This is a genomic window from Thiocystis violacea (genome assembly GCF_016583575.1).
Lineage (GTDB): Bacteria > Pseudomonadota > Gammaproteobacteria > Chromatiales > Chromatiaceae > Thiocystis > Thiocystis violacea.
Genome location: NZ_NRRG01000015.1, coordinates 1 through 18,230 on the forward strand (window position 1 = coordinate 1; position 18,230 = coordinate 18,230).

General features: G+C 62.0%; 17 protein-coding genes, 1 pseudogene and 1 CRISPR repeat array. Of the genes and pseudogenes, 8 read left to right on the forward strand and 10 right to left on the reverse strand.

The genetic code is table 11. The features are described from left to right. Positions 1 to 110: pseudogene (locus CKO27_RS09435) on the forward strand (IS110-like element ISSm3 family transposase); the annotation flags it as partial. Positions 111 to 135: 25 nt separating this feature from the next. Further along, positions 136 to 738: direct repeats of the CRISPR family, unit length 28 nt; unit sequence CTTTCTACTCCCTATGGGATGCGTAAAT. Between the two features lie 118 nt (positions 739 to 856). On the opposite strand, the gene cas2 reads toward CKO27_RS09435, so the two are convergent. Genes cas2 through CKO27_RS09470 form a run of 7 tightly spaced genes read right to left on the reverse strand, consistent with a single transcriptional unit; the run spans position 857 to position 7,935 of the window. Beyond that, the gene (gene cas2, locus CKO27_RS09440; RefSeq protein WP_200374635.1) at positions 857 to 1,135 is read right to left on the reverse strand and encodes a CRISPR-associated endonuclease Cas2; all 279 of its coding nucleotides are present in this window, start codon (positions 1,133 to 1,135) and stop codon (positions 857 to 859) included. Positions 1,136 to 1,147: 12 nt separating this feature from the next. After that, entirely contained in the window at positions 1,148 to 2,122 is a 975-nt protein-coding gene (gene cas1, locus CKO27_RS09445; protein WP_200374636.1) for a CRISPR-associated endonuclease Cas1, read from the reverse strand. A 3-nt stretch (positions 2,123 to 2,125) separates the two neighbouring features. After that, positions 2,126 to 2,692, reverse strand: coding sequence for a Dna2/Cas4 domain-containing protein (locus CKO27_RS09450; protein ID WP_200374637.1), 567 nt, complete (start codon positions 2,690 to 2,692; stop codon positions 2,126 to 2,128). Further along, on the reverse strand, positions 2,680 to 3,312 hold the full coding sequence (locus tag CKO27_RS09455; protein WP_200374638.1) for a hypothetical protein: 633 nt from the start codon (positions 3,310 to 3,312) through the stop codon (positions 2,680 to 2,682). The genes CKO27_RS09450 and CKO27_RS09455 overlap by 13 nt, the downstream gene beginning before the upstream one ends. 3 nt (positions 3,313 to 3,315) lie before the next feature. Then, a complete protein-coding gene (cas7d, locus tag CKO27_RS09460) occupies positions 3,316 to 4,374 on the reverse strand; it encodes a type I-D CRISPR-associated protein Cas7/Csc2 (RefSeq protein WP_200374639.1) in 1,059 nt (352 codons plus the stop codon). 25 nt (positions 4,375 to 4,399) lie between these two features. Continuing rightward, a complete protein-coding gene (locus tag CKO27_RS09465) occupies positions 4,400 to 7,210 on the reverse strand; it encodes a hypothetical protein (RefSeq protein WP_200374640.1) in 2,811 nt (936 codons plus the stop codon). After that, positions 7,207 to 7,935, reverse strand: a complete 729-nt coding sequence (locus CKO27_RS09470) for a CRISPR-associated endoribonuclease Cas6 (RefSeq protein ID WP_200374641.1) — start codon at positions 7,933 to 7,935, stop codon at positions 7,207 to 7,209. The genes CKO27_RS09465 and CKO27_RS09470 overlap by 4 nt, the downstream gene beginning before the upstream one ends. Positions 7,936 to 8,045: 110 nt before the next feature. On the opposite strand from CKO27_RS09470, the gene CKO27_RS09475 reads away from it, so the two are divergent. Further along, positions 8,046 to 8,924 (forward strand): hypothetical protein, encoded by an 879-nt coding sequence (locus tag CKO27_RS09475; protein ID WP_200374642.1) that lies wholly within the window; start codon positions 8,046 to 8,048, stop codon positions 8,922 to 8,924. Continuing rightward, a complete protein-coding gene (locus CKO27_RS09480; RefSeq protein ID WP_200374643.1) occupies positions 8,921 to 10,891 on the forward strand; it encodes a DEAD/DEAH box helicase in 1,971 nt (656 codons plus the stop codon). Before CKO27_RS09475 ends, CKO27_RS09480 begins: the two co-directional genes overlap by 4 nt. A 135-nt stretch (positions 10,892 to 11,026) precedes the next feature. Here the strand turns inward: CKO27_RS09480 and CKO27_RS09485 are convergent, their stop codons facing one another. Beyond that, complete coding sequence (locus CKO27_RS09485) at positions 11,027 to 11,626, reverse strand: histidine phosphatase family protein (protein WP_200374644.1); 600 nt, start codon at positions 11,624 to 11,626, stop codon at positions 11,027 to 11,029. 99 nt (positions 11,627 to 11,725) lie between these two features. Between CKO27_RS09485 and CKO27_RS09490 the strand changes: the two genes are divergently transcribed. The 3 genes from CKO27_RS09490 to CKO27_RS09500 all read left to right on the forward strand — a co-directional run bounded on the left by CKO27_RS09490 (position 11,726) and on the right by CKO27_RS09500 (position 13,257). Then, positions 11,726 to 12,028 (forward strand): hypothetical protein, encoded by a 303-nt coding sequence (locus CKO27_RS09490; RefSeq protein ID WP_200374699.1) that lies wholly within the window; start codon positions 11,726 to 11,728, stop codon positions 12,026 to 12,028. Positions 12,029 to 12,122: 94 nt separating this feature from the next. Next, positions 12,123 to 12,578, forward strand: a complete 456-nt coding sequence (locus CKO27_RS09495) for a hypothetical protein (RefSeq protein ID WP_200374645.1) — start codon at positions 12,123 to 12,125, stop codon at positions 12,576 to 12,578. A gap of 178 nt (positions 12,579 to 12,756) precedes the next feature. Beyond that, positions 12,757 to 13,257, forward strand: coding sequence for a bacteriohemerythrin (locus CKO27_RS09500; protein WP_200374646.1), 501 nt, complete (start codon positions 12,757 to 12,759; stop codon positions 13,255 to 13,257). A gap of 132 nt (positions 13,258 to 13,389) precedes the next feature. On the opposite strand, the gene cysM is transcribed toward CKO27_RS09500, so the two are convergent. Beyond that, positions 13,390 to 14,280: a cysteine synthase CysM gene (gene cysM / locus CKO27_RS09505; RefSeq protein WP_200374647.1), complete on the reverse strand. Its 891-nt coding sequence runs from the start codon at positions 14,278 to 14,280 to the stop codon at positions 13,390 to 13,392. A 253-nt stretch (positions 14,281 to 14,533) separates the two neighbouring features. Here cysM and CKO27_RS09510 point away from each other — a divergent pair, with 253 nt between their 5' ends. Beyond that, complete coding sequence (locus tag CKO27_RS09510; RefSeq protein WP_242470828.1) at positions 14,534 to 14,908, forward strand: Hpt domain-containing protein; 375 nt, start codon at positions 14,534 to 14,536, stop codon at positions 14,906 to 14,908. Between the two features lie 30 nt (positions 14,909 to 14,938). Here CKO27_RS09510 and CKO27_RS09515 read toward each other — a convergent pair whose 3' ends face one another. Further along, on the reverse strand, positions 14,939 to 15,202 hold the full coding sequence (locus CKO27_RS09515; RefSeq protein ID WP_242470829.1) for a hypothetical protein: 264 nt from the start codon (positions 15,200 to 15,202) through the stop codon (positions 14,939 to 14,941). Positions 15,203 to 15,397: 195 nt separating this feature from the next. On the opposite strand from CKO27_RS09515, the gene CKO27_RS24940 reads away from it, so the two are divergent. Continuing rightward, positions 15,398 to 18,184, forward strand: coding sequence for a methyl-accepting chemotaxis protein (locus CKO27_RS24940; protein WP_200374649.1), 2,787 nt, complete (start codon positions 15,398 to 15,400; stop codon positions 18,182 to 18,184). The last annotated feature ends 46 nt before the right edge of the window (positions 18,185 to 18,230 follow it).

Genomic DNA, 18,230 nt, shown 5'->3' on the forward strand with positions numbered 1-18,230 from the left:
AGGTCGCCAAGGTGGCCCTCGTGGCGTGCATGCGCAAGCTCCTCACCATCGTCAACGCCATGCTGCGCGATCAGGCGCACTGGGATCCTGCTCATGGGAAAACCGCTTGACCTGAAACACAGTTGCTCGCCCGTACTTTCTACTCCCTATGGGATGCGTAAATAAGCATGCCGACGCGCTTACGCGACTTAACGAGAATCTTTCTACTCCCTATGGGATGCGTAAATACGTGCTCAACAACGCCTCTAGCTCGTCCTATTTGCTTTCTACTCCCTATGGGATGCGTAAATCTCGGTGAAAACCCTAGCCAAGACTGGACGCGACGCCTTTCTACTCCCTATGGGATGCGTAAATGCCTTCACGGGTTGCCCAACGATGAGCGGCACGGCTCTTTCTACTCCCTATGGGATGCGTAAATGTTCATTTGATCTGTTCAACCAAAGACCTGAAAGACCTTTCTACTCCCTATGGGATGCGTAAATTGGGCCGCCCTCATGCTCCAATACTTCAAGGAGCATCTTTCTACTCCCTATGGGATGCGTAAATCCACAGATCTTCCCGAATGGACTCGGCTTGCTTAGTCTTTCTACTCCCTATGGGATGCGTAAATCCGAGTTCTTGGGTAGTGAGAGCGAGATCGTTCATACTTTCTACTCCCTATGGGATGCGTAAATACTGCCGTTCCCGGCGTACCGGGCCGCGAGCCAGAACTTTCTACTCCCTATGGGATGCGTAAATCTCCTGATTTCACTAAATTTTGTCTCGAAATAAGACCTCCGTTCAAGGAAAAAATGGGCTTACAAGGGTTGATCCGCACTTCGACCTCCTGGCCGTTCGGACGAACCGGGGGTCGTAGTCAGAGGACCATCCCACGGATATGACTCTCGTAGGACTCTTCGATGTCGTCGTGGTGGATCTCCATCTCGATATTTCGCCGGTTGGCCGTTCGCAGGATCATTAACCGATCGTCGGTCGTCCGTGCCGACTTCAGATCCTTGAGCAGCTTCAGGTAGTCGCTTTGTCTGAGATCCCCGCAAAAGACGCTGAACTGGAGTCGCATCAGATACCGCGACAGAATCTTATGAAAGATCCGTGTTCGTTCGGCTGGAACGTCATAGGAAATGAGCGTGAACAAACGTCACTACCTCTAGACTTTGAGCGTAAAGGGCACGTACTCCCGCACGCCAAGCAGCCCTGCTTGCAAGGCGAAGACCTCTTCGAGAATCCGCTGACGATAGGTTCGCTCGCCACTAAGGTCTCCATCGATCCGCTTGGAGAATGCCGTTAGGACATGCTTGCGGCCTTGCTCGCTGAGCAGACAGGCTCCAGGCGTTTCATCGAAATGAACATCCTTGAGTTCGGATCGATTGACCAGGGTGAAGAGGACGCGGTCTGCCAGGATCGGCTTGAACAGTTCAGCCAGATCAAGTGACAGCGAATGGCGCGATTGCTGTGGAGAATGGATGAAACTCAAGGTCGGATCGAGCTGGCTCTTGCGAATCTCGTTGAGACACAGGGCATAAACGAGACCATTGAGGAAGGACAGCAGACAGTTGATCCGATCGCCGGGAGGGCGTCGGGTGCGGCGTCGCAGAGCCAGAGCGGGGTTGATGTGCTCCCAGGCCGCGTAATAGGAGAGCCGCGCTTGCCCTTCCCAACCCATGAGTGCCTGGATGTCCTCGGTGCGCTTGACCTGATCGACGAAGCCATCGATCTCTCCAATCGTCGGTTTGATCTCCTCGCAACCTCGGTAGGCGTGATAACGCAGATTGGCGGCGAGGGATCGCAGGGCGGCCGCGATGATCGATTTGCCGACCGCAAGGCGCCGTTCGGGGTCGAGGATAGCAGCGGCCTGCTTGAGGTGAACCGCCCCCGAACTCGGCTCTCCCGCCGGTTCGACGGTGCAGGTCACATGCCCGTAGTAGTCGAGCACCGTGACCCGAACATCGTGCTTCTTGAGCAGGCCCAGCAAGGCACCATTGAAGCGCACATCATGGGCGGCAATGATGTGCTTCAGCGATTCCACCGGAAAGCGTGTCTTCCGGCCATCCTCAAGGACGACGAGGATGGTGTTCTCATGCCGTTTCAAGGTCACGGGCGAGGCGAGATAGAGTGCGTCCATCGGCTATGTCCGGTCCTCGTCATCGGTGGAACGTCCCCAGCAGAGCAGACGATAGGAGCAATCGTCGCATACCCCGGTGCGTTGGGGTTTGGGCGACTCTTCCGCGTCCAGCACCGCGATCAGTTGGCGGGCAAGGCCCATGAGCCACTGCTGAGCCGCCGTGTCGAGCGTGAGCCGCTCCACTCGGCGGGCACCCGGAAAGCGCAGGGCGCCGCGCCACGACCGGCCCGTGTTGACACTGAGCACGGCCATGTAAAAAAGCAGTTGCGCCTTGGAGGCGTCCGGAAAACTGCGGCTGGACTTGACCTCGCTGATCTCCGCCGCGTTGAAATCGACCAGATCCGGCGCGATGCCCAGATCGCCCCATTGGGCGATTTTTCCGCGATAGCGGCCCTCCTGATCGGCCAGCCCGCGCCGCATGTGCCGGTTCAGATGGGCGCAATCGACCCGCTGATGATGCAGCCAGGCGCGTAATGGGCACAAAACGATGTTCTGAAACAGGAGACCATGCAGTTCCCGACGCTCGGCCTCCTGAACCAGTTCGATCAAATCGGGCATCAGTTCAGCCATTGGCGCAACTCCTCCGCGGCCTTCTCGACCGACATGGGCGCGGTGGGACGGATGGTGTCGAGCCGGCGCTCCTGCTCGGTCAGCGACCGGTTGAACAGGAGTCCAGTCGCGGCATTGAGCCGTACCTCCTTCCCCCCGTCGTCGCGAGCCAGTCGCAACATTCCGGCCCGCCCCACGCCGACACGGACGATGAGACTCCCGCTATCCGTCCAGGCGAAGGGGTCCGGCCCCACCAGCAGACCCCGATAGGTCGCGCCCGCCGCGATGGAGTGGGTAAAGAAGATGTTCTTGTAGTGCCCCTTGTTCATGTTGGACTGCACACTGACCGATCGCCCGCCCTCGCGCTCCATGTCGACCGACCGTCTCAGCGGCGGCAGCAGGGCATTGCCCTGCCCCATGAGGAGCGAGGCGCGCCAAGGGATGTCCATCAGATCCGCTCGATAGTCGGGTCGCGCCTTGAGGGTGGCTGGCGCGCCGAGCAGGGTGGCCCGGAGCGCGAACAACAAGGCCGTGTCGGTGATCACGTCCGGATCGCTGGCCGAGCCATCCATGGCATAGCGTCCGTGGTAGTAGCAGGGCGTTAGCATTTCGGCATGCAGCGGGATCGCCTGGCACTCCATCCTTCAGCCCTCGTCCGCCGGGGCCGGGGTCTTGGCCTTGGCCTTACCTTTGCCCTTGGGCGTTTTCTCTCCGCCGAAAAACCAGCCTTGGTAGAGATCGGCCAGTTGGATCGAAGCCGTCCGATAGCGGTCGAGGAGATCCGCATCATCCTGCTCGAACGCCTGCATCAGTTCGAGGATGTAGCCGTCAAGATCGGTCGGCGCACAGCCATGGGGATAGGCATTGGCAAAGGCCGCGGCCAACCGGTCGCGTACTGTTTCGACCTTGGGAGCGGCGGTGTCATCGTCTACCTGCTCCAGCATGCGCAGCGGCGCATTGATCTCCCGCTCCAGGCGCCCCCAATAGATTCCGCAGGCATGGGTGCGCAGGTTGGTGCCGGTGATCGCCGTCTGGCCCCCATAGGCGCCCGCACTCCCGATGGCGAGCAGCAGGTGATCCAGAGCCGCCCGTGTCAATCGGTTGCCGGGGATTACCAAGCTTTGGACGAATAGCGTCCCCGGTTTGACATAACGGGTGGTGAAGATATTGCTGGACGCACCGCTATTTTCGGCGTCGAAACTGCCGCCATCCTCGGCAATGCCGCCATGGCGGAATTGCTCGTAAATCGATTTAGCGCGCGGCTGAATCGACATGGCATCGCTATAAAGGACGGCGGCATGGACGCTGTAGATAGCTTTGTCCCCCTTGGCATCCTTGGCCGAGTCACCGAAAACGAAGGTATTCAGATCATAAGCATCGCGAACATTGTCCGCGCTCAACATGGTCTTATTCGCCGGATAGCGCCCTCCCAGCGATTGACCTTCCGCATTGGTCAGCGCACGCAGGATGCGAGACCCAACACGCCGCTCGACCCCCTTGGTCTTAGAGGCAATCATGAGGATCCGGTTCTTTCCGGCAAGCACCAGATCGGTGACGTCGTCGGCGTCGTTGTTGCGGACCAGCAGGGGGGCGATCGCTTCTCGAATCAGCGGAATCACGACGACCTGAGCCTCGGCCAGGCGTGGAATGGTGTGCTTCGCATCCTTCTTAAACGTGATTTCCTGTGCCACTGATTGGGTCATGACAGCATGCAGTTGGTCTAATGGATTAGTCATTGTCAGCGGCCTCCGTTAGCGGGGTGGTCTTCGGATTGGAATCGTCTTTACGCGCCGCCTGCTTCGCCTCGGCGGCCTCCAGGAAATAGCTGATGTAGGCGGCGCGCAGATAGCGCCGGGTCTTTCCGGACAGATCGCCGTCTTCCTGGGCATGTCGCCTGAAGACTTCCCAGGCACACCGCGCGAAGGTCTGGCAGCGGGCGTCAAGGTCGCGCGGGTGACCGTAATCCTGCAATTCCCCGCGACGATAGAGATAGTCGTAGAGCCGCCGTTGAATGGCTGCCATGCCGTCGGCCTCTTCCCGGTCTCCGGCCAGTGATTCCATGAATACATCCAGCGCGGTATCGAAACTCAATCCGAGGAGGTTTCCGGAGGCGCGGATTCCTCCCCATGGCATCCGTTGAATGTTGGCGGCATAGGAGCCGAGTTGGCCCAATAATGTATCTTCAGTCATCGGGAACTCCTGCTTCGCGCGGCGAAGCCGTTCATCTGTGAAAAACCGATCTTCAGGATTCAGAAGCCGCATCCAGGCTAGCGGCCACCAACCAGCCCAGGCCAGATCATTGATGACGGTGAGCTTGTTGTTGTCCTTGCGGCGGATCAAATCATTCAGTATGTCGAGACGCTGCACGAGTGCATCGAGACAACCGGGGGCGATGGTGCAGGCGGGCTGATCGGGCAGGGTGAGATCCTGGATCAATGCCGCGACCACCGGCGGAACCAACTCGCTGTAATAAATGCCGCGCGTGACATGCTGACGACCACGAAAAAGTTGCACGGCATTGCCGTTCCACATGGCCGTTTCAGCCGTTCGCAAGTGAAGATCGATCGCTTCGGCCAGACCATCCTTGACGCGCTCCACATAGAGCACCGCCGTATCGCTGTAATTCACATGCCAGGGAGTGAGATTCAGGCGCTGTTCGAGCCTTTTCGTACCGAACCGATCTTTGCCGAGCAGTTGTAATCCATGCGTTCTCGCGGCGGCTGTCGGCAGGATGCGGCTCTGAATCGAAAAACCGACATTGACCAGATTCTCGTCTTTCAGAACCAGCGGCCTGCCGGCACTTTGCATCAGATTGCCCAAAAGCCCGAGACCCTTGACGCAGGCGGGACAGATGTAAGTGGTTCCTGCCTTTTCGGAGAAGATGTCCTTCACATGGCCGATACGATTGGAGAAGGCCGTTCCCTTGATGCCTGGAACCGTTGATTCGGTCGCCTTGTAGATGTCCTGGGTTGGTTGGCTACAGGCCAGGCAAGTGCCACCTTTGGGATGGGATGCATAAGGCGTGCTGACGACTTGGTCGTCCGTTTCCAAGCCCACCTGCCGTAATAGATCCGCCACGATCCAGGTGCTTCCTGGATCGGGCCGATGTGCATACCGATCCCCAAATGCGCCATGCATGACATTGGCGAGCAGCGCCTCGAAGTCGCCGGGATCGTCGAGATCCGCCGCGACCTGGAGTGCGGCTTGGGAAATGCGGGTATGCGGATTGCGCTCGGTCCAATCGGCCTCCAGCGCTTCCAGGGATTTCAGGTTGCGCTGTTCCAGTGCCTGCATCAGAAGCTCGAAACGCACCGGCAATTCCTTGTTTGGGCTGCGAACACCCGCTTTCAGGACCATGGCGATTCCCAACGCCCGCGTGACGGGACAACTCCAGTCATCGGCCTGAAAGGTGCGAAAATTGAGCACCTGAAGCAGGCTTTCACCTGTCGGCGTTTCATTGATCGCAAGCACGCCATGCTGAGCGATCCATTGAACGAGCCAAGGCAGAGCGGCGCTGATATCGGTACGCGCGATGCGTAGCAATAATCCATGTCGATCTCCGTTATGAAGAGCTTCAAGCAAGTCTTCCGGATCGGCGACATCCTGTAAGTTAGTGTATCCATCATTCGGATTGACTCTAAAAGTGGCATAGGGCTCATCCAACCGCTCCAAGAGCGCATACCCCACATCCCGTAGATCGAGGTCAGCAGGGATCGACACCGCAAGCTCATCGCCGTTCAAGGTCAGTACCCAAGGCGGAAAACCACACTGATCGGCAATCTTGTCCAGCAGCGCATCACGCAACCAATAAAGCACGGCGGGGTTATGTCGGAAACGGCGCATCTCCCAACGCCCGAGATCGAGCCGCAGGTTGTTCTTCAACCCAATCCGCAAGGCATCAAGAAATGCCTGGTCGGGATCCGCCGTCTGCTCCGCCTCGGCGCGGGCCGCCTTGCTCAAGGCGTTGTCCGCCAGATGGACGGCATCGGCGATCAGGCCATCCGCGCCGCTGATCCGTCCGTGAAGGACCGCCGCTGACAGGCCGCGCCGCTCGATGCGATCGACTAGGGCCTGCAAGGTCTTCAGGCTCATCCCCGTCCAGGTCTCGATGTTCAGCTCACGATAGACCGCTGCCACATCCGTCTCGTCGGGGGAACGCGACTTGCCACCGACATATTTGTCCCCGTCGTGTGCCATCGCCAGGGCCAGCAAACGCTTGAGCAAGGCCACCATGGCGGCCTCGTCATCGGGGCCGATGCCGTGATCGCGCAGATCCCCGCGACACCATTGGATGACCAGAATCAGCGCGGCAATGAAGCCGACATCCAGGCAATGCTGGGCCAGGCAGACGGAGCGGTACTCAGGGTAGTCAGGGCCACCCTTGCCATAGCGGGTGAGCCAGGGCGTTGGTTGCTCGCCCACCGCGCGCTGCTGCTCATCCAGTGCATCGCGTAAGGCATCGAACGCCTGAGTAAAGACACCATTCGCCCGAAAACAGGCGAGAGGGGACCGCTGGAACTCGTCACGGAAGGCCGTCATGAGGCCATCTCCAGCATGCCAAACCCCAGTCCGGTCGTCCGTCCAAGTCCGGCGTACCAGGCGTGTTGCAGATCCTCGAAGGGACCGGCCAGCGTGAAAGGAAGCGCGATTCCACGCTTGACGATGGCGCGTCCCCGGTCATCGCTCTTGATCGCAAACCCCGCGCTGATGCTGCTCCTGCCGCGCAGATAGAGACGGTCGGGCAGCAATTGCAGCCGGAAAGGCCGGCCGAAACGGCGCTCCATGGTGCGGTTGATCAGGGCGTTGAGGTCCGGCGCAAGCGCGATGACATCTTCCTGAGACCCGTCGGCGAGACGGCGGGTAAGCCGTATCGGTGAGACGCAATAGAGGTTGATGGCCTCCAGTCCGTCCGGGATCTGACTGTAGTTATGTACCTGCGCGCCGCGCAGATCGAGTTCCCAGCCAGGCGTGGCGTCATCCAGCACCAGATCAGGGGCTTCGATCCGGGCCATGGCATCGGCAATCGCGGGGTCGCTGGAGCCCAGGTGAATGGCGTCGATGGCATAGAGGCGCGGACCCTGCGTCCGGATGCGTCGGGCCACCACGCCAAAGCCCCAGCGCGCGGGATCCGTGCCATCGTGGGGGTTGACGCCCTGTCGCCGCAGGGCCGCGCCCAAAAGATCAGCGACCTGGCCGCGGTCCCGGATCAGGTGTCGCCCGGAATGCCTCGCGGATTTAGGGATGAGGATGAGGCGTCTGATCATAAAACACCATTTGCGATAAAAATTATGTCGTAAATATCAATTGGCGAAAAATTGCAAAAGCCAGGCGAATCATCCACACTTACCCAGTTGGCGTCAAATACGATTTACACATGCTGCTAGAAACCCCTTGTTCTCATGCCTTCTCGGAGAAGCGTTTGCGTCGCTTGCAGCGATTGGAGCGCGCGCTTTTCAGCGCCCTATCCCCGGCGGCCGATCAACGTTTTCGTGTTCAGGATTACGCCCGAGTGCTGGCCCAGGCGGGAGAATTCGCGGACGCGGAAGAGGCGATTTCCGACCGCGCCACCCGCCGACTGCTGGAGCGTGATCTAAGCGACTATGCCGACTGGTGCGACGCCTTCGTGCCGACGGCCTCGGGCGAGGGAGCGGGATATCGGATCGATCTGGACGCCGATCGGGACGCGATTCGCTTTTTCCTCGGCGAGGCCTGGCTGGATGCCCCGTTGCGACCAAGGCTGTCCTCGGCGATCGCGCGCGCCTTTCTGCTGGCGAAGACGGATGGCGTGGAGTTGTCCTTTGGGTATCGATCGATCCGCAAGGCCGGAGAATCCTGGGAATTTCGGGCACTCAAAGGCTGCCCGGTCACGCTGGTGCCCGGGAGCGACTCCGCCTACGTCCGTCTGTGGAATGGCCAGGACAGGTTTCAGGTGAATCTCGCGCGGGTCAGTCTTCCCGTCGAGCGGACCGGCACCCGGTTGCCACCAATGCCGGCGACGATGCGCACGTCCGTTTACCTGATCGAGTTCGAGGATATCGAGGATGCCCGCGCGCTCTCACAGACCTTTCAGGGATTGAGCGGCGGCGGAAAGCGGCTCCTGTTGCAGGTCGATGCCGAGGCGGCCGTCATGACCCTGGACCGTTTGGCCGCTTATCTCTGGCGGACCCGTGACCGTCCAGGTGAACAAACCCATCTGAACCTGCCTGGCGTTTCCATCACGCGATTGGCGGAACACGAGGAACCATCGTCATGAATCAGTTCGTCATCCAAGCCCATTGCGTTCCCCAACAGGCCCTTGCCGGGTCATCGGGCACCTTGAGCGCGGTCCAGGCCAAACTCGCCACGGACGGCGAACGTCCGATTCGGATCGTGTCCGCGCCCACGGGGGCGGGCAAGACCTATGGGTTCGTGCGCCAGATTCAGGATCGGCGTCGCTCCGTGCTCTTCATCGTCCCGACACAAGCGCTTGCACACAATGTGAAAGAGGAGTTGGAGTCCATACAGCTTCCTGTCAGCGTCTGGGATGCGAATCAGACCGCCAGGGCGAAAGCCGCGGGAGAGAATGTTTGGTCATGGCGACTCGATGATCTGCGCAAGCACGGCGCGTCCGCGGGAGCAGGCGGGATGATCCTTGCGACACTGGAAGCCTTCCACGGGATTCTCCAGGGCTGGGGCGTGCGCTCAGGAGTGACGACGCTATCGCCCATGACCATTCTGGATCAAGTGGACGAACTGGTGTTCGACGAGGCCCATCTGCTGAACGAACGCGCCTTTGGCTTTCTGATGGGGTGGGCGGCCCTGATCGGCCATGCCTACCGGATGGATGAGAATCAGGCCGGACGACGGACCCGCCTCACCTTGTTGTCAGCCACCCATAGCGAACTCAAGGAGACCCTGATTCAGGAGGATTCGTTTGCCGGGGTTCCGCCCGAGTGGATCGAGATCCTGGAAGAGCAGGTTATCGACCGGGCGGATGATGACGCCTGGCCGCTCGATGCGCGGCCGATTCATGGCGATGTCGCGGTGACCGTGCATGACGAGGCATCGGACATTCGCGATCGGATCGATCTGATCCCTGCGCTCCTGAATCGCTATCCGGGGCAGCAGGTGATGGTGATCCACGACAGCGTGGCGCGTCTCGACCTGGACGAAAGACTGATCAATCAGGTCAGGGTGGCAGCGGGGCTCCCGCACGAACAGGTTCATGTGGTCTCGGGACAGGATCGTCATCTGGCCCGCACGGCGGGCAGCGCGGGTTTCAGTTCCGGGGCTCGGATCCCCGATACGGCCCGTCTCATCATCGGAACCTCGGCGATCGAGGTCGGGATTTCGCTGAAAAACGTCAGAGCCTTGGTGACGGATTCCGGGCGGGATGCCGCCACCCTGATTCAACGCATCGGGCGCGTCGCGCGCGGCAAGGACGATGGCGAGGTTCATGTGGTGGCCGGCGGTCGCGGTGTGCGCGGCACATCGGAGCGGCATATCCTCCAGTTACGCGGCTTGCAGGGGCGAATCTCAGTCACGGATTTCGTTCGGCAATTTGAAAAATTGAAGCCCTTTGACGCCAAACGAGCGGCGGAATTGGGCAGCGCCTACTTCAACATGTTACGGCGGCTGGATCGAAACACGGGGAATGCCTTTGCCGCATTATTCCAGCAGATCGAGGAAGCACACGGAAGGCGCCCAATCAAACCGCGTTCGCTGCTCAATGCCGTGCGCAAGGCAATCGAAGCGCAGTCGAATCACAAGCATCGGGACATGCTGGAGGAGTGGCTGAAACAGATCGACGATAATCTCCAGGATATCCGCGGCTTCTCGCCAACCGTCATGGTACGTTTCCGTGCGGATGACCCGGAATCGCAGGCCACTCCCTATGATCTTGGATTCGTGGAGACGTACCTGGGACTGCCGGATTTCTACGACGGGGATGCCCTCTGCTACCGTGGACCACGCGATCTTTGCATGCGCGAGAAGCCAGAACCGCGCTCAGTCGATGTTCTGACTCCCGTGGGGCGGAATCGGATTTCCGAGGTTTGGTCAACCGAGAGATTGCCGAAGCAATACGCCGAACTGGTCAAAAAGGATCTCCGCGATAAGCTCAGAAACGGCGATCTCGCGAAACTCATCAACGGCTTTATCAGCCGCACCGGTCTGGTCGTACTGGATCCCAAGGTGTCGAGCCGATCACAGTCCTTTTGCTCGGGAAGCATGGTGGTTTGAGAGGATTATTTCACAAGCCCTGGGCTGTCCACTCCAACAGGCCACCGTGGAGCGGCGCTCGACTGACTGAAGCCCCCGAACGATTCCCCGGCCTTGCCCCCTCTCCATTGGCCAGGTGACTGGCTGGATCTGGCCTTACTCAAGCGAACGACGGTTGACGAACTCGACGGAGGGTGCGAACCGGCCCGCGCGGATGCGGCTGATTCCGGCATGGTCGATCCGTATTCGAGACCAGCGTTCCGGATCCGCGCGCATCACATGGCCCAGGATGGCGCGCGTGACGCCGGCATGGCAGACGATCAGCAGCCGTCGGCCGGGATAGGCGGCGATCTGACGTTCGTAGGCGTCGGCGATCCGGGCGAGGAAGACCGCCAGCGGCTCCGCGCCGGGTGGGCGGCCACCGACCGGATCGCGCTGGAAGACGGCCAGACGATCGGGCTCGGTGGCCGCGACCTCGGCGTGGAGACGGCCCTCCCAGGCGCCCATGCCGATCTCGCGGAACGCCGGATCGATGGCCAGGGGTAGGGCGTGGCGTTGCGCCAGGGCGCTGGCGAACAGGCGGCAGCGGCGCATGGGTGAGCTGAGGATCTGATCCCAGTGGGGCCTGCCACCGAGCGCCTGGCGCATCTGCTCCCAACCGGCCGGGGACAGGGGGTCGTCCACGCCATGGCCGCGATAGCGCCGCCCTCCGAGCGGTTCGCCATGTCGGATTACATCGACTCGGGTGTCTTGCATGCCGGCGTCTCCTTGAGCCCTGGGGCGATCGGCTGTATTTAAGTAGCTTCGAAAAGAAACGGCCCAATCAAGCGTCCAAGACGCAAGCGAGCGATCATGATGAAACCGAAGGTCTACGAGGGTATCCACAAGCAGGAGCATGGCGCCATGACGCCGACGGCCAACATCATCCGGGATGCCTGGGTGTTCGGGATCATTCCCGAGCAGGAGACCTGCGAGGGTTGGACGATCCAGGGGATCGACGCCCTGTACGACAAGGTGACCGAGGCCTGGATGCCCTACGGACACCTGGCCTCCAATCTGCCGCCGGAGCTGCGCGAGCGTCATGCGCGCATCTATGCCAAGGCGGTCGAGAGCGCGCGTGCCGCCGGCTGGGATCCGGCTCTCGGCGACGACGACTGAATCGGACGCGAGGCGGTCGCGCGCTCGCCGGGGATGGACAGGATCCATCGGGAGCCTTGTCCATCCGCGTCCGACTTGAGCGCTGACTCCCCCTATGTCCAGTTATTTCGTCCAGGAAACCTTCTTCCGCCCCGACGAGGAATACGCGCGGGAGACGCGCGCCATTCCGGCGCGGATACACAATGCCATGCGATTGCTCTTGAAGCGCGCGGGCGGCTCCAGTCTCTTCGTGCCGATCCGCTCCATGCAATACCTGGCGGTGATCGAGTCCGACGAGGTTCTGTTCGTCGACGCGCTGGGCGGCTATGCCCACCATCGAGGCGAGGGCGGTCGTCTCATCCGCCTGGCCTGGCGTCCGATGGCTGGACGGAATTCGCTCAGCGCCCCCGTTTTCTGTGAAATGGTCTACTATTTTAGGGGCCTGGAGGGGGTGCGGGCTCGGCTTTTGTCCGAGATAGGTCCAGCACTAGACCGCGTGACGGGGCCAGGACAAGGCGCCGATATCAAGACTTGGAACGGACAAATCCTTCCATTTAAACGGATCGATTGAGCGGAACCGAAAAATCATCGCCCGTTCCGATCCCCGACATCCCCAAACGCGCGCGCTCCACCGGAGCACCGCCCACGAGCGCCGGATGGCGCGATCGACACGACGGCCGTCCACATCGGGCGCCGAGAGGCGCCTTTCTTACAGATCGGACCGAAGAGTCCGACAGACGGAGGAATTCATGCCCAAACTATTGACCTGGCGCGAAGACTGGTCGCTCAACATCGAGACCCTGGATCGGGACCATCGGGCCCTGATCGACCAGCTCGGCGATATCTGTCTGCGTTTTTGTCCCGAGGCCAGCAGCGGCCGGGCGGGAAACGCCAACGCGCTGATCGAGGCCCTATACGGTCTGGGCGAGTCGATGCGGGAGCACTTCCAGAGGGAAGAGGACTTCATGCGGGCCTTCGATTATGCCGGCATCGGTGAGCATCAGTGCGATCATGCCCTGCTCATGGCCGAGTTCACCACGCTTCTGCGCGAGTGGCGCGCCGAAGGTCTGCATGTCTTCGACGAAGCAAGCCAGGGTCTTGTTCGGGATTGGCTGCTTGCCCACATCCTGGGTGCCGATCGCACCTTCGTGGATGCCTATTTTCGTCTCTGTGGCCGGGAAATTTCGGCGGATCGGGGACGTGCGATGAATCTGTATCAATCCAGCTATCGCTTCACGCTAGCCAAGTAGATTCCCCGGCGACCGGAGCCTGGGCCGACGGCCAGGCTTGCCGACGGCGGTCAGGGGATCCTTGGGACAACCCCAGCCCAGACCGGACGCTTCCGCCGTGGCTCGCCCGGCTGGCGATCGGGATCCCACTCGTCAGGCGGGAAAGACGCCGGTCGATAGGTATCGATCGCCTCGGTCGCAGACGATGACGACGATCACCGCCCCGCCGACCTCGCCGGAGAGCCGCAGGGCGGCGGCGACCGCGCCGCCGGAGGAGACGCCGGCGAAAATCCCTTCCCTGGCGGCCAATTCCCGCGCGGTCTGCTCGGCAATCGCCTGGGAGACATCGATGATGCGATCGACTCCGGATGGATCGTAGATTCTGGGCAGGTAGGCTTCCGGCCAGCGGCGGATGCCGGGGATGCTGGAGCCCTCCTCCGGCTGGACGCCGACGATCTGGACCGCCGGGTTTTGCTCCTTGAGATAGCGGCCCGTTCCCATGATGGTGCCGGTGGTGCCCATGGAGCTGACGAAGTGGGTGACGCGGCCCTGGGTGTCGCGCCAGATCTCGGGGCCGGTGGTCTCGTAGTGGGCGGCCGGGTTGTCCGGGTTGGAGAACTGATCGAGCCGGATGCCCTCACCGCGCGTCTCCATGGCGATGGCCAGATCGATGGCCGCCTCCATGCCGCCGTCCTTGGGGGTGAGGACGATCTCGGCCCCGAAGCTTCTCATGGCGCCGCGGCGCTCCTCGCTCATGTGCTCGGGCATGACCAGGCGCATCCGATAGCCCTTGATGGCGGCGGCCATGGCGAGCGCGATGCCGGTATTGCCGCTGGTCGCCTCGATCAACACATCGCCGGGGCGGATGGTCCCGCGCTCCTCGGCGCGTCGGATCATGTTGAGCGCGGGGCGATCCTTGACCGAGCCGGCCGGGTTGTTGCCCTCCAGCTTGGCCAGGATGAGGTTGTCCGTCGCGCCGGGCAGACGCTGGAGCCGAACCAGCGGGGTCTCGCCCACGAAGTCTTCGATGGTCGGATGGGACATGCGATCCTCGTGAATCGGTTGGAGCGGACGCCGGCTTGGCGCCCAGGGTCGGTCGATCCCGACACTCTAGTTTCCAGCCGGCGCAAACGCCAATCGGATGGTGCCCCAATCGAGAGGATCGGCGCATGGAGGATGGGCATCGCTCTCGCTCTGCCCATCCTACGGATTGGAGCACTACCCGCCAATCGAATGGACCGGCAATCGCGGTTCTCGTTAGAGTATCGGCCCTGTCGAACACGATCAGGATGAACCCATGTCGAACACGAACGACCAGCCAACCGGAACCGACTCCCTGGACATGCGCGACGAGGCCGCCGCCCTCGCGCTCGCCGGAGGTGATGACGAACTCGCGGCCGAGTTGCTGGCCGCCCTGCTCGCCGGACTTCCCGAGGAGTTGGAGTCCCTGCGGGCCTGTCTCGCCGAATCCGACTGGCCGGGACTGGCCGAGTACGCCCACCGGGTTCGGGGCGCGACCCGCTATTGCGGCGTGCCGGCCCTGGACGCGGCCATGGAAGCGCTGGAGCGGTCCGCCCGGATCGGCGACCAGCAAGGCTGTCGGGAGGGCTTCGGACTGGTCGAGGCTCAGGCGCGGCGACTCCTGGAGCGACTGGGACCAGGGATCGCTTGAGGCTCGACCGACCACGGGGCCTCGGACCCTTCAACCCTCACCGCCCACGCTACCCTCGATCAGCCCGTTGCGCACGAGAACCCGGCGCGACTTCTGGCTGATCCTGATCAGCCGTGACAGATCGGCCAGGCCAGGTTTCTCGCCCAGGTCCAGCCGGCGCTCCCAGTCCTCCAATTCGCTCTCCAGGAAGTCCAGCAGCGTTTTCGAGCAGCCCTGACAGACGCCCGAGCAGACTTGAGCCTCGGGCGAGGCGAAGGGCAGGGCCTCGCGCAGTTGTCGGATCAGATCCCGCATCGCGGTTCCAACGTCGGGTTTTCGCGACGAATGTCTCCGATCGGATTCAACGTCCCGTGCCATCATTCACCCTAAATTTTAAGACATCGACAATGATCGACCGGAAGAGTCGATCCAGGCACGACGGATGGACCCGCCACGCGGTTCAGCTCGCGCGCCAAGGAAGTAGCTTCACCACTCACACAGGCATTCGACATGCTTAATCGTCTCGGAATCAAAACCAAGCTCCTGCTGCTCGCCGGCGTACCCATCCTGGCGCTCCTCGCCCTCACCCTGTTCGGAACCGCGCGACTGATCGCCGAGATCCAGCAGGTTCGACACGCCGAGGGCGTCGCTTCAGTGGTGGTCGCCTTGGGCGAGGTCGCCCATGAGTTGCAGAAGGAGCGCGGCATGTCGGCCGGATTCCTTTCCAGCAAGGGCGTCAAGTTCGCCGATCGACTGCCGGGCCAGCGTCAAGCCTCGGACACCGGGATCGCGGGGCTGGAATCCGCGCTCTCCGGGGTCGATCTCGCCACGATGGCGCCCGAATACCAAAGGCTCCTGGGGCAATCCCGCGAAGGCTTGAGCCAGCTTCCAGACTTCAGACAGCGTATCGATCAGCTTCAGGTGCCGCCACCGGCCTCCTTCCAGGAATACAGCCGGTTGATCGCGGATCTGCTGGAGGTCGCCACCCGCTCCAGCAACGAGTTGCCCGACGCGGCCATCGCGCGCCTCGCCAACGCCAAGACCGCGCTCCTCTACCTGAAGGAACGCAATGGCCAGGAGCGGGCGATCCTTTCCGGGGCCTTCAGCGCGGGCCGGATCACCCCGGCCAATTACGACATTCTGCTCACCCTGCTCAGCGATCAGGCCAATTTTCTGCGTCTGACCAAATCCTTCGCGCTTCCCGAACAGACCGCGCTCCTGGAATCCAAGCTGAGTCAGCCGGTCGTCAAGGATGTCGGGGAAGTCGAGCGGATGGTCAAGGAGACAGGCGCCGACCGGGAGATCTTCTATCCACCCGAGGTCTGGTTCGACCAGATCACCCAGAAAATCGATCTGCTGCGCGATGTCGAGCAGCAATTCTCGCAAGACATCGCCACCGCCGTCGCCGTCAGCGCGCGCCAGGCCATGACCGCGCTCAGCGGCTTCGCGAGCCTGATCGGCCTGACACTGTTGCTGACGCTCTGGCTCGGTGTCTCGATCGTGCGGGGCATCCTCAAGCAAATGGGCGGCGAGCCGGCGTTCGCGGTCCAGGTTGCCCACGACATCGCCAAGGGCCGGCTGGACAACGAGATCCCGGTCAAATCCGGCGACAGCGTCAGCCTCCTGGCCTCGATGAAGCACATGCAGCAACAGCTCCATGAGCGCATCGAGACCGAGCGACGCCTCGCCGCCGAGAGTCGGCGCATCCAGAGCGCGCTCGACAAGGCTTCGACCAACATGATGGTGGCCGACAACGACGGCCGGATCATCTATATGAACGCCGCCGTGACCCGCATGATGCGCGACTCGGAGCCGGACATGCGCAAGGATTTGCCTAACTTCCAGGCGGAGCGCCTGCTCGGCGCCAACTTCGACGACTTCCATCGCCATCCGGCGCGTCAGAAGAACATGCTGGGCAGCCTGACCCAGGAGCATGTCGCTCAGATCCGTATCGGCGGACGTCTCTACAAGCTGGTCTCCAACCCGGTCATGAACGATCAGGGCGAGCGACTCGGATCGGTGGTCGAATGGACCGACCGCACCAACGAGGCGAAGGTCGAGCAGGAGCTGGCCGCGCTGCTGGCGGCGGCGGTGCGTGGCGACTTCAGCGCGCGCCTCGATCCGGCGGGCAAGACCGGCTTTTTCCAGCAGATGACCGATGGCCTCAACCGCTTGATGGAGATCGTTTCGGCCGGCCTCACCGACCTGGCGCGGGTCATGAACGCGATCGCGCAGGGCGACCTCACGCAAGGCATCACGGCGGACTATGAAGGCACCTTCGGTCAGATGAAGACCGACACCAACGCCACGCTCGAACAGTTGCGCGAGGTGGTCGGGCGCATCCTCGAATCGACCGAGTCCATCAACAGCGCCGCGCAGGAAATCTCGGCCGGCAACTCGGATCTGTCCGAGCGGACCGAATCCCAGGCCAGCTCGCTGGAGCAGACCGCCAGTTCCATGGAGGAACTGAACGCCACCGTCCAGCAGAACGCCCAGAACGCCCAGCAGGCCAATCAGCTCTCGGTGACCGCCAATGAGCGCATCCAGCGCGGCGGCGAGACCGTCAAGGCGGTGGTCGGCACCATGGACGGCATTCAGGACTCCAGCCGGCGCATCGCCGACATCATCGGCGTGATCGACTCCATCGCCTTCCAGACCAATATTCTGGCGCTCAACGCGGCGGTCGAGGCGGCGCGCGCCGGCGAGCAGGGCAAGGGATTCGCGGTGGTCGCCTCCGAGGTCCGGCAACTGGCGCAACGCAGCGCCCAGGCGGCCAAGGAGATCAAGGGGCTGATCGTCGACTCCATGGCGAAGGTGGACGGCGGCGCCAAGCTGGCGCGTCAGGCCGGGGGCGAGATGGACGAGGTGGTCGCGGGTTTCCAGCAGGTCGCGACCCTGGTCTCCGAGATCGCCGACGCCAGCCGCGAGCAATCCTCGGGCATCGGGCAGGTCACGCAGGCGGTCAGCCAGATCGACGAGATGACGCAGCAGAACGCGGCCCTGGTGGAAGAGGCCGCGGCCGCCACCGAAAGCCTGGAGGATCAGGCGCGCGAGCTTAAGCGCGCGGTGTCTCTTTTCAAACTGGACACCAGCGGCCTTCGGAATCAGGACTGGACTGGCGCCGAGCGACGCGGTCCCGACCGGGCGACCAATGTCACCCGGCTCGCCCCCGAGCCGGCCGATACGTCCGGCCCGAAAAAACCAGCCGCCGCGAGCCTGGCCGCGAAGTCGGACAGGCCACGGAATCCATCAACCGCGAAGCCCTCGCCGAGCGAGGATGAATGGGAGGAGTTTTGACATGCTTCAATCCACGCCCGGCCAAGCCGGACGATACGGCACACAA

Coding starts and splice junctions, on each gene's coding strand:
- cysM (WP_200374647.1), bottom strand. CDS start 14,280: ATGTCCCATCCGACCATCGAAGACTTCGTGGGCGAGACCCCGCTGGTT.
- cas7d (WP_200374639.1), bottom strand. CDS start 4,374: ATGACCCAATCAGTGGCACAGGAAATCACGTTTAAGAAGGATGCGAAG.
- CKO27_RS09490 (WP_200374699.1), top strand. CDS start 11,726: ATGAAACCGAAGGTCTACGAGGGTATCCACAAGCAGGAGCATGGCGCC.
- CKO27_RS09495 (WP_200374645.1), top strand. CDS start 12,123: ATGTCCAGTTATTTCGTCCAGGAAACCTTCTTCCGCCCCGACGAGGAA.
- CKO27_RS09515 (WP_242470829.1), bottom strand. CDS start 15,202: ATGCGGGATCTGATCCGACAACTGCGCGAGGCCCTGCCCTTCGCCTCG.
- CKO27_RS09455 (WP_200374638.1), bottom strand. CDS start 3,312: ATGGAGTGCCAGGCGATCCCGCTGCATGCCGAAATGCTAACGCCCTGC.
- CKO27_RS09500 (WP_200374646.1), top strand. CDS start 12,757: ATGCCCAAACTATTGACCTGGCGCGAAGACTGGTCGCTCAACATCGAG.
- CKO27_RS09475 (WP_200374642.1), top strand. CDS start 8,046: ATGCTGCTAGAAACCCCTTGTTCTCATGCCTTCTCGGAGAAGCGTTTG.
- CKO27_RS09450 (WP_200374637.1), bottom strand. CDS start 2,692: ATGGCTGAACTGATGCCCGATTTGATCGAACTGGTTCAGGAGGCCGAG.
- cas1 (WP_200374636.1), bottom strand. CDS start 2,122: ATGGACGCACTCTATCTCGCCTCGCCCGTGACCTTGAAACGGCATGAG.
- CKO27_RS09465 (WP_200374640.1), bottom strand. CDS start 7,210: ATGACGGCCTTCCGTGACGAGTTCCAGCGGTCCCCTCTCGCCTGTTTT.
- CKO27_RS09510 (WP_242470828.1), top strand. CDS start 14,534: ATGTCGAACACGAACGACCAGCCAACCGGAACCGACTCCCTGGACATG.
- CKO27_RS09470 (WP_200374641.1), bottom strand. CDS start 7,935: ATGATCAGACGCCTCATCCTCATCCCTAAATCCGCGAGGCATTCCGGG.
- CKO27_RS09480 (WP_200374643.1), top strand. CDS start 8,921: ATGAATCAGTTCGTCATCCAAGCCCATTGCGTTCCCCAACAGGCCCTT.
- CKO27_RS09485 (WP_200374644.1), bottom strand. CDS start 11,626: ATGCAAGACACCCGAGTCGATGTAATCCGACATGGCGAACCGCTCGGA.
- CKO27_RS24940 (WP_200374649.1), top strand. CDS start 15,398: ATGCTTAATCGTCTCGGAATCAAAACCAAGCTCCTGCTGCTCGCCGGC.